At 62.8% G+C, this 10292-nt stretch carries 9 protein-coding genes; 7 read left to right on the forward strand and 2 right to left on the reverse strand.

All coding sequences use genetic code 11. The features are described 5' to 3' along the window. Together pgk and Q0063_RS13440 are read right to left on the reverse strand one after the other, a co-directional pair. Positions 1-157: phosphoglycerate kinase (pgk, locus tag Q0063_RS13435; RefSeq protein WP_297872488.1), on the reverse strand; the 157-nt coding region annotated here is incomplete at its 3' end. A gap of 76 nt (positions 158-233) precedes the next feature. Next, complete coding sequence (locus Q0063_RS13440) at positions 234-737, reverse strand: tRNA (cytidine(34)-2'-O)-methyltransferase (RefSeq protein ID WP_297872480.1); 504 nt, start codon at positions 735-737, stop codon at positions 234-236. Between the two features lie 341 nt (positions 738-1078). Between Q0063_RS13440 and Q0063_RS13445 the strand changes: the two genes are divergently transcribed. The 7 genes from Q0063_RS13445 to Q0063_RS13475 all read left to right on the forward strand — a co-directional run bounded on the left by Q0063_RS13445 (position 1079) and on the right by Q0063_RS13475 (position 10241). Beyond that, positions 1079-1561 (forward strand): hypothetical protein, encoded by a 483-nt coding sequence (locus Q0063_RS13445; protein ID WP_297872481.1) that lies wholly within the window; start codon positions 1079-1081, stop codon positions 1559-1561. A gap of 88 nt (positions 1562-1649) precedes the next feature. After that, a complete protein-coding gene (locus Q0063_RS13450) occupies positions 1650-2606 on the forward strand; it encodes a ribose-phosphate pyrophosphokinase (protein WP_297872482.1) in 957 nt (318 codons plus the stop codon). A gap of 303 nt (positions 2607-2909) precedes the next feature. After that, entirely contained in the window at positions 2910-3497 is a 588-nt protein-coding gene (pth, locus tag Q0063_RS13455; protein ID WP_297872483.1) for an aminoacyl-tRNA hydrolase, read from the forward strand. Positions 3498-3573: 76 nt separating this feature from the next. After that, on the forward strand, positions 3574-7134 hold the full coding sequence (gene mfd / locus Q0063_RS13460) for a transcription-repair coupling factor (protein WP_297872484.1): 3561 nt from the start codon (positions 3574-3576) through the stop codon (positions 7132-7134). Positions 7135-7293: 159 nt separating this feature from the next. Next, positions 7294-7515, forward strand: a complete 222-nt coding sequence (locus Q0063_RS13465) for a hypothetical protein (protein ID WP_297872485.1) — start codon at positions 7294-7296, stop codon at positions 7513-7515. Positions 7516-7692: 177 nt separating this feature from the next. Further along, positions 7693-8712, forward strand: a complete 1020-nt coding sequence (locus tag Q0063_RS13470) for a peptidylprolyl isomerase (protein ID WP_297872486.1) — start codon at positions 7693-7695, stop codon at positions 8710-8712. 272 nt (positions 8713-8984) lie between these two features. After that, positions 8985-10241 (forward strand): acetyl-CoA C-acetyltransferase, encoded by a 1257-nt coding sequence (locus tag Q0063_RS13475; RefSeq protein ID WP_297872487.1) that lies wholly within the window; start codon positions 8985-8987, stop codon positions 10239-10241. The last annotated feature ends 51 nt before the right edge of the window (positions 10242-10292 follow it).

Raw genomic sequence — 10292 nt, forward strand, 5'->3', positions numbered from 1 at the left:
GCAGGTACTGGATGGTGGGCAGAGCGGCCCGGATGCGCTTGTCGTCGGTGATGACACCGCTGCCGTCCTTGGCCATGGGGACATTGAAGTCACAGCGCAGCAAAACCTTTTTGCCGGCTGCCTCTACATCTTTGACGGTCTTTTTGTTGTAATTCATCTCAGGACTCCTCCTAAAAAAACTTATTTCTCGGCGCTGCCGCGCCGGAGTTGATAAAGCTGCCGCCGGAGAGGCTTCAGGAGCGCGCCATTTCCCCGGCTTCCAGCAGACCGGAAAAGCCGGTCTGGCGCAGGGCTTCGTACACAAGGACGGCCACGGAGTTGCTCAGGTTCAGGCTCCGCGCCTCGGACACCATGGGAAGGCGCACGCAGCGTTCCCGGAACCGCTCCCGGAACGCCTGGGGCAGTCCGGCGGTCTCCTTGCCGAAGAACAGCCAGCTGTCCGCCGTAAATTTGGCCTGGTCATAGGGCCGGGGGGCCTTGGTGGTGGCCAGCCAGAGGTCGGCGGCGGCCTCCGGGTGCCGGCGGAACAGGGCGGCAAGGTTTTCATAGTCGGAAACCTCCACCAGATGCCAGTAGTCCAGGCCGCAGCGCTTCATATTCCGCCGGATGGCGTCCTGGGAAATGTCGAAGCCCAGGGGGCGCACCAGATGGAGGCGGGAGCCGGTGGCGGCGCAGGTCCGGGCGATGTTGCCGCAGTTCTGAGGAATTTCCGGCTCGACCAGAACAACGTGAAGCACAGAACCCTCCTCTCCTTTTTTGAACTGAATAAATTGTATTGTAATCCATTACCTGGACAAATTCAACTGCTTTTTGCGAAAAAATCTCGATTTTTATGAAATTGAACAGAAAGGGAAGACAAACTTTGCGAAAAGCTTCCCGGAGAGGGCGGTTTTTCCCCGGCGGAGGAAGCCCCGTGAAGGGTTTTCTGTGGCATGTGACAAAAAGATGCAGGAAACCAGAGAAGATTTGGAAGAAATTTCACAACTATTTCTGGAAAAGCACTGGATTTTCCCTAAAAGTTTGATATAATACATTTGTGATATCATAAGCGCTGGGTGCGCGCGGAGGAGTGGAAGATATGAGTCACTTGCAGCGAGCCGTGTGTTTTTTTGAAGAGGACGCCGCCATCCCGGCGGGCGCCAAGCCGCTGATGCTGGAAGCTGTAGGATCGTGTCCCATCCTGACCTGGGTGAGCAGGCAATTACAGGCTGACGGTGTTCAGCGGTTTTTTGTCGTCTCCGGGCCCCGCTTCGCGGAGGAGGCCCGGGCCTGCTTCCCGGCGGAGGCGGATGTGACCGTTTCCGAGCAGGGGGCGGATCTGACGGCCTTTCTGAATACGCCGGACAAGGTGCTGGTGCTGCCCAGGGCGGCGTTCCCCATGGCGGAGGCCGGACCCGGCTTTGCCTACGCCGCGGCGGGCTATGAGCTTCAGGAGGCATGGAAGGTCCGGATGACCAACGCCGTTCAGGCGGCGGAGCTGGTGCCCGGCTGGCTGCCGGTTTACGGGCAGTCCACACTTGCGGAGCTGGAAGAGCTGCTGGAGCGGACGCGCGGAGAGTGAAGGGCGGTTTGATCCGCGGCCTGCCGGTACGGCCGGAGGGAAAGAGACGTCAAAACATGAATTTATATAAGAAAGAGGGCGTTTGGTTATGATCGCACATGGCAAGGATATCAAGGTGTTTGCCGGGAACTCGAACAGGAAGCTGGCACAGGAGATCTGTGAGCAGATGGGCACAAAGCTGGGAGAGGCCGAGGTAGGAACCTTTTCTGACGGGGAGATCTTCGTCTCCCTGTATGAGACCGTCCGGGGCAGCGATGTGTTTGTGGTTCAGTCCACCTGCACGCCGGTCAACAATAATCTGATGGAGCTGCTGATTATCATTGACGCGCTGAAGAGGGCTTCTGCCGGCCGCATCACCGCGGTGGTCCCCTATTTCGGCTACGCCCGGCAGGATCGGAAGGCCAAGGCCCGGGACCCTATTACCGCCAAGCTGGTGGCCAACATGATTACCGCCGCAGGCGCGGACCGGGTGCTGGCCATGGACCTCCATGCCGCCCAGATTCAGGGCTTTTTCGACATTCCTGTGGACAACCTGGCGGGCAATCCCATTTTTGTGGATTACTACGCCAAGAAGTTCGGTGCGGTCTGCGAGGAGATGATGGTGGTGTCTCCCGACGTGGGCTCCGTGTCCCGCGCCCGGGCCTTCGCCCAGAAGCTGCATATGAATCTCGCCATTGTGGACAAGCGGCGGCAGCGGGCCAATCAGTGCGAGGTCATGAATGTCATCGGTGATGTGTCCGGCAAGGACTGCATCCTCTTTGACGACCTGGTGGATACCGGCGGGTCTCTCTGCAATGCCGCTCAGGCCCTGGTGGACCACGGCGCCCGCAGCGTCCACGCCTGCGCGTCCCACGGCGTGCTCTCCGGCCCGGCCATTGACCGTATCAACGCCAGTCCCATCCAGGAGCTGGCCCTGCTGGACACCATCCCCGCCGTGGACCCCAGCCGCAGCGGAAAGCTGAAATACCTCTCCGTGGCCCCCATGATTGGCGAGGCCATCGAGCGCATCTATCAGGAGGTCTCCATCTCCAAGCTGTTCCGCTGACCGGCGTCCTCTCTGTACATGACCCGCGCCCAGGCGAAAGCTGCCGGAGCGCTCCGGAGGCCGTGATTGGAAAAATCTGATTAAGGCGGAAGCATTGTAAATAAAATAGGATAGGAAAGGGACCCCCTGACGGGTCCCTTTCAGGCGTGCCGCCTCTCCGGACAGGAAAGGCGGCCTGCCGTGCGAGGCGGGGAAAAGGTGTTTTCCCGCCTCTGCGGGCTGTCCGGAGCTTTTTACGAACTTTGCGAACTTTGCGAACTTTACGGACATGGACATAAATACCTGTGGAAAGGCAGGAGAAACATGCTGTTTGGAAATAAAAGCTCCTCTGTGGAGTGGCTGATTGCGGGGCTGGGGAATCCTGGCTCCAAGTATGAGAAGACCCGGCATAATATAGGCTTTCTCACCGTGGACCTGCTGGCGGAGCAGAAGGGCGTGAAGCTGAACAAGGTCAAATTCAAGGCCGCGTATCAAATCATGACCTTTGCCGGGGCCCGGTGTCTGGTGATGAAGCCTCAGACCTATATGAATCTCTCCGGCGAGGCGGTGCGGGAGGCGGCCCAGTTCTACAAGATTCCCGCCGACCATGTGCTGGTGATTTATGACGATGTATCCCTGCCCGTGGGAAAGCTCCGGGTCCGGCCCAGCGGCTCTGCCGGGGGGCACAACGGCATCAAGAGCATCATTGCCCATCTGGGCACCCAGGACTTTCCCCGGATTAAGATTGGCGCCGGGGCCCCGGAGGACAAAGAGGGCATGATCGACTGGGTGATCGGCGTCCCGTCCCAGGGGGAACGGAAGGTGCTGCTGGAGAGCTTCCAGCGGGCTATACTGGCGGCGGAGTGCATCATTGAGCAGGGCTGCGCCAGGGCCATGAACGATTTCAACTGAGTTTGAGGGACCGGAGAGCAGAGGCGGGGAATAAAGGCGTTTCTGTCCCTCCGGTCCGGAGGCGGGAGGAGTTTTCATGAGACAATTTCTGGAACAGATCATGACCATCCCGGAGCTGGCGGAGCTGCTCCGCCGGGTGGAGGAAGGAGGCTGCCCCGCCGCCGTCACCGGCCTCCAGCCGGTGCAGCGGGCCTGTGTGGGCGCGGCGCTGACCTGCCGGGCCGGGCGGCCCGGCGTGTTCATCTGCGGCGACGAAGGGGAGGCACGCCAGCTGGCGGCGGACCTGGAAACGCTGCTGGAAGCGCCGCCGGTGCTGCTGCTCTCCCGGGAATGGCAGCTCCGGCCCGGCGCTCTGGCCTCCCGGGACTGGGAGCGGGGCCGCCTGGCGGCGCTGTACGCCATGGCCCGGGGGGACGCTCAGGCGGTGGTGGCCACCGCCGACGCCCTGATGGCCCGGACCCTGCCGCCGGAGCTGCTGCGGTCCCTGGCGCTGACCCTGCGGCCCGGGGACCGGGCGGACCTGAAGGAGCTGGCGGACCGTCTGTTCTCCGCCGGTTACACCCGCTGCCAGCAGGTGGAGGGCGTGGGCCAGTTTGCCCTGCGGGGGGGAATCCTGGACGTGTTTTCTCCCCTGATGGACCAGCCCCTGCGCTGTGAGTTCTTCGACGACGAGATTGACTCCATGGGCTTCTTTGACCCCGGCACCCAGCGGCGCACCGCCAACGCGGAGAGCGCCCTGCTGCTGCCTGCCGCCGAGGTGCTGCCCCGCTGCGCCGAAGGGGGGCTGGAGGGCCTGGGCGAAACGCTGCTGGCTCTGGCTGCGCGGCTTGAGAAACAGGAGAAAAGATCGGAAGGGACGGAAAAAGCCGGAACGGGCGGAAAAGACAGAACCCTTTCGGCGTCCCAGCGGATTCGGGAGGACGGGGAGCGGCTGAAAAACGGCTCCATTCCCGACGGCCTGGACCGGTATCTGGCGGCAATCTATCCGAAGACGGCGGCGGGGGTCCACTATCTGCCGGAGAACGCCCTGGTCTTCCTCTGCGAGAGCGGCCGGGTGGACGACCGGGTGAAGGGGACCCTGCTCCAGAACCGCCAGGACCTGGAATCCATGATGGAGGCGGGGATACTGGCGGGAGAGTACGCCCGACTCCTTCTCTCCGGAGAGGAATTTTTCGCCGCCCTGGAGGACTTCCCCGTGGTCATGGCCGACGCGCTGCCCACCTCCCGGCATCCCCTGCGGCCCCGGGGTCTGCTGGGCATCGACGCCCGGCAGCTCAGCTCTTATGGCGGCAGTCTGGAGACCGCCGTGGGAGACCTGGAGCAGTACCGGCGGAATGGCAGCTCCGTGCTGCTGCTCTGCGCCGGGGAGACACGGGCCCGGAACCTTCTGCGGATGCTGGAGGACCGGGGGATTCCCGCCGTGCTGGACCTGAAGGGGGCGGCCATGCCCGCTCCCGGGGAGACCCGGATCACGCTGGGGGCCCTGTCGGCGGGCTGCGAGTGGCCCTCGCTGCGGCTGGCGGTGCTGACCGAAGGCCAGCTCACCGCACCGCTGCGGAAGAAGGCCCGTCCGAAAAAGGAGTCCAACCGGCAGAAGATTCAGTCCTATACAGACCTGAAGCCCGGCGACCTGGTGGTTCACACCCACCACGGCGTGGGCCGCTTTGCGGGCATCCAGCGGATGCCGGTGGACGGCGTGGAAAAGGACTATATTAAAATCAGCTACGCCGGAGGCGACTGCCTCTATGTCCCCGCCACCGCCCTGGACCTGGTGAGCAAGTATATCGGCAGCGGCGGAGGCGAGGACGGGGAGCCCCGGCAGAAGCTGAACAAGCTGGGCGGCACCGAGTGGGCCAAACAGAAGACCCGGGCCAAAAAGGCCGCCAAGGACCTGGCCCAGGGCCTGACGAAGCTCTACGCCGAGCGGCAGCGCCGCCCCGGCTTCGCCTTTTCGCCGGACTCTCCGTGGCAGCGGGAATTTGAGGAGAATTTTCCCTATGCCGAGACCGACGACCAGCTCCGGGCCATCTCGGAGATTAAGAGGGATATGGAACGGCCCCGGCCTATGGACCGTCTCCTCTGCGGCGACGTGGGCTATGGGAAGACGGAGGTGGCCCTCCGGGCGGTGATGAAATGCGTGCTGGACGGCAAGCAGGCCGCCATTCTGGTGCCCACCACCGTGCTGGCCCAGCAGCACTATACCACCGCCCTGAGCCGCTTCCGGGACTTTCCCGTGAAGATTGAGGTCCTTTCCCGGTTCACGGCCCCCAGAGAGGCCCGGCGCATTCTGGAGGCCGCCCGCGCCGGCAGCGTGGACCTTTTGATCGGCACCCACAAGCTCCTCCAGAAGAACATGGAGTTCAAGGACCTGGGGCTGCTCATCATTGACGAGGAACAGCGCTTCGGTGTCACCCATAAGGAGCGGCTGAAGGAGATGAGCCGCCAGGTGGACGTGCTGACCCTCTCCGCCACCCCCATTCCCAGGACGCTGAACATGGCCCTGTCGGGGCTCCGGGATATGTCCACCATTGAGGAGCCCCCGGCGGACCGGCAGCCGGTCCAGACCTATGTCATGGAACAGGATTGGGGCATTCTGGAGGATGCAATGCGCCGGGAGCTCAGCCGGGGCGGGCAGATCTACTATCTCCATAACCGGGTGGAGAGCATCGACGCCACCGCCTCCCGCATTCAGAAGCTGCTGGGGCCGGAGGTGCGGGTGGTTACCGGCCACGGGAAAATGGGGGAACAGGAGCTGTCCTCCGTCATGCAGTCCATGGTGGAGGGGGAGGCGGATATACTGGTCTGCACCACCATCATTGAAACCGGAATCGACATCCCCAATGTGAACACGCTGGTCATCGAGGACGCGGATAAAATGGGCCTGGCCCAGCTCCACCAGATTCGGGGCCGCATCGGCCGCAGCACCCGCCGGGCCTATGCCTATCTGACCTTCCGGAGGGGCAAGATTTTGCAGGAGACGGCGGCCAAGCGCCTTTCCGCCATCCGGGACTATGTGGAATTCGGCTCCGGCTTCCGCATTGCCATGCGGGACCTGGAAATCCGGGGCGCGGGGAACCTGCTGGGGCCGGAGCAGTCCGGCTATCTCATGAGCGTGGGATATGATCTGTACCTCAAGCTGCTGGAGGAAGCCGTTCTGGAGGAGCGCGGGGAAGAGAGGAAGATAGAAACCGAGTGCTCCGCCGACCTGACGGTAAACGCCAACATTCCGGAGCGCTACGTTCCTTCTTCGGAGCAGCGGATGGACCTCTACCGCCGCATTGCCGCTATCCGCAGCAGCGACGACGCATCGGACCTTCTGGACGAGCTGCTGGACCGCTACGGCGAGGCCCCCAAATCCGTGCTGGCTCTGCTGGACGTGGCCCTGCTCCGCTCCGCCGCCGCCAGGGCGGGAGTCTCGGACATCTCCCAGAAAAAGGACGTTCTGCGCTTCCAGCTGGCCCGGTTCCACCCGGAGGCGGTGGTCCGGGTCTGCGGCCTGAAAAAATACCGCCAGCGACTCACCGTGGCCGCCGGGGAGGACCCGGCCCTGTCGCTGAAGCTGCCGCCGGACGCCGATGCCCTGGAGGAAGCCGTGGGGCTGGTGGAGGAGCTGCGCATGGCTGTGGGAGAGGGCTGAGCGTCAGACAGACTGGTTTGGAATGGTTGTATTGCACAAAAATGGTACACATCAGTTGTGCAATTCTGATAAGACGGGAGATTGACGCATTTCGGAAAACCTGCTAAAATATGCCCGTTCCTGATTGAGGAACGAGCATGACACAAGGAGGTTTTTACGATGACTAGAGATATTGATATAAAGAGCAAGGACCAGGTGGAGAAGATCAACCGGCTGGCCTGCGAAACGCCCTATGAAGTCTGGCTGTACGACGGCACGGTGATGCTGGACGCCCGCTCTCTGCTGGGGCTCTATGTTCTGGTGGGCAAACAGGCCAAGGTGGTCACCGAGGACGATGTCGACCCCAGGCAGCTGACCAGACTGGTGGCTAAAATGGCATAAGGGAAAACCGGAAACCGGAAACCGAAAAAAGCGTCTCCGCCTGCTGACAGGGCGGGGGCGCTTTTTCATGTTTTTTGCGCGCGAAAGGGACCCCCTTCGGGTGCTCCTCCGCATATCCCCCGGCCGTACCGCATAGGTATGGGAGACGGACAACCATGAGAAGGGGGAGTGAGAACCGTGAAAAAGGGGATTGCCCTGTGCTGCGCGGTGTGTCTGCTCTGTCTGTGCGGCTGCGGAGGGGAGAGGGACGCGCCCCGGCCGTCACTGCTGGGTCAGGCGGCGGGAGTGGATGAGGAGGCGGTTTTGCTGACGGTGGACGGGCGGGAGGTTCCCGCCTGGCGCTATCTCTATTGGCTGGCCTTTACCTGCGACCAGGTGAGGGCCCGGTATGAAAACGCCGGTCTGACTCTGGACTGGAACATTCCCGTCACCGGCGGCACGCTGGGGGACTACGCCAAGGATCAGGCCCTGGCGGACACGGCCCTCTATGCCGCCGTAGAGAACTGGGCGGAGACATTCGGCGTCGCGCTGACGGAGGAGGACGGTCTTTCCGCCCGCTGGGAGGAGCAGGCAGAGGCCCATGGCGGCGAGGCGGCCTACATGGCGGAATTGGCCGGCATGGGGCTGAACCGGGAGCGGGCGGAGACTCTGGAGGCAGTGGGGCTGCTGTACGGCAAGCTCTTCCGGCTCTATGAGGAGGCGGACAGCCCCCTGGCGGCTCTGGAGGAGGACCTGGAGGCCCTGGTGGTGGACCGCATTCTGATCTCCGCCGGGAGCGGAGAGGAGGACCGGGAGGCGGCCCGGCAGAGGGCGGCGGAGTTGTTTGCCCGGCTCAACGGCGCGGAGGACCAGGCCGGGGCCTTCGCCGTTTTGGCGGCGGAGGGGGACGATTCCGCCGGACCCCGGACCTTCCTCCCCGGAGACGGCACGCTGGCCCCGGCTCTGGAGGAGGCCGCGGCCGCGCTGGAGGAAGGGCAGTGCACGGGGATTCTGGAGTCGGAGGAGGGTTTTTCCATACTGCGGCGGCTGCCGCCGGAGGCGGGGACGCCGGTTTCGGCGGGGGACCGGTTTGACCAGCTGCTCCAGCAGGCGGCTGAGGAAAGCCTCATCCAGACAACGGCGGACTATAACCGGCTGGACGCCGCCTCCTTCGACCAGGCCCTGCGGACGCTGCGCACCGAGAAGCCTTCCCGGTAGAACCGGAAAGAAAACCGGAGTCCGCGCAAAGGAAGACCGGCAGAAAAAAGATTCGTCACCTTGACGAAAACTCAGGTCGTTTTGTCAAAGATTTAACGAAACTGTAGAATCTGACGAATCACCATTGACGGGAGTAGAAAAACTATCTATAATGATATGCAGAGAAGGACGGTTACCGGGTTGTCAAAAAATTAGCAATCCGGGTTCCGTCCCGCCCGTTGTATCCTCGGCGGCCCGCCGAGCCGCCAAATATTACAAAACGGAGGACTATCATGAAAGATCTTTATGTCGTGAACTGCTGCCGTACCGCCATCGGCTCCTTTGGCGGCAGTCTGAAAAACACTCCCGCTGCGGAGCTGGGCGCGATTGTGGTCAAGGAGGCCCTGAATCGCGCCGGTGTGAAGCCGGAGAATGTGGATGAGGTCATGTTCGGCTGCATTCTGACCGCCGCTCAGGGTCAGAACGTCGCCCGCCAGGTCTCTATCAAGGCCGGCATCCCCTATTCTGTTCCTGCCTATACCGTGGGCATGGTCTGCGGTTCCGGCATGAAGTCCCTGATTGAAGGCGCCCGCTCCATTCTGGCCGGAGATTCCGACATCGTGGTCTGCGGCGGCACCGAGAATATGAGCTCCGCTCCCTTCGCCTCCATGGATGCCCGCTGGGGCGCCCGGATGGGCGACAAGAAGCTGGTGGACACCATGATCAAGGACGGCCTGTGGGACGCCTATAACAACTATCACATGGGAACCACCGCAGAAAATATCAATGATATCTGGGGCATCACCCGCCAGGAGCAGGACGAGTTCGCCGCCGCCTCCCAGCAGAAGACCGAGGCCGCCCAGAAGGCCGGCAAGTTCGAGGCCGAGATCGTCCCCGTTCCCGTGAAGGTGAAGAAGCAGGTTGTGGACTTCAAGGTTGACGAGTTCCCCAAGGCCGGCGTTACCGCCGAGGGCATCGCCAAGCTCCGCGGCGCGTTCCCCGTGGGCCCCGAGTCCCCCAACCCCGATGTGGTTCATACCTTTGAGGTGACCGGCAAGAAGGAAACCGAGGACAAGGGCCAGCAGCGTGTTACCGCGGCCAATGCCTCCGGTATCAATGACGGCGCTGCCGCCATCATCCTGGCCTCCGGCGAGGCTGTGGAGAAGTACGGCCTGAAGCCCATGGCCAAGCTGATTGGCTGGGGCCAGGGCGGTGTGGATCCCAAGATCATGGGCGTGGGCCCCGTGCCCGCCTCCCGTCAGGCTATGGCCAAGGCCGGCGTGACCATCGACGACATTGACCTCATCGAAGCCAACGAGGCCTTTGCCGCGCAGTCCATCGCTGTGGGCCGTGAGCTGGGCTTTGATACCGCCAAGCTGAACGTCAACGGCGGCGCGATCGCCCTGGGCCACCCCGTGGGCGCTTCCGGCGCACGGATCATTGTCACCCTGCTCCACGAGATGCAGAAGCGTCCCGAGGCCAAGAAGGGCCTGGCTACCCTGTGCATCGGCGGCGGCATGGGCGTTGCCACCGTGTTCGAGAAGTGCTGAATTGATCTTCCGGCAGAGCACCGTCTCCGCTGGATGTGAAAAGGCGTCCCC

The sequence above is a fragment of the uncultured Oscillibacter sp. genome, from assembly GCF_947654275.1.
Classification (GTDB): domain Bacteria; phylum Bacillota; class Clostridia; order Oscillospirales; family Oscillospiraceae; genus Oscillibacter.

Bases quoted from the DNA above. Each gene is read 5' to 3' on its own strand.
- Q0063_RS13445 (WP_297872481.1), top strand. From the start codon at position 1,079: ATGAGTCACTTGCAGCGAGCCGTGTGTTTTTTTGAAGAGGACGCCGCC.
- Q0063_RS13450 (WP_297872482.1), top strand. From the start codon at position 1,650: ATGATCGCACATGGCAAGGATATCAAGGTGTTTGCCGGGAACTCGAAC.
- pth (WP_297872483.1), top strand. From the start codon at position 2,910: ATGCTGTTTGGAAATAAAAGCTCCTCTGTGGAGTGGCTGATTGCGGGG.
- mfd (WP_297872484.1), top strand. From the start codon at position 3,574: ATGAGACAATTTCTGGAACAGATCATGACCATCCCGGAGCTGGCGGAG.
- Q0063_RS13465 (WP_297872485.1), top strand. From the start codon at position 7,294: ATGACTAGAGATATTGATATAAAGAGCAAGGACCAGGTGGAGAAGATC.
- Q0063_RS13475 (WP_297872487.1), top strand. From the start codon at position 8,985: ATGAAAGATCTTTATGTCGTGAACTGCTGCCGTACCGCCATCGGCTCC.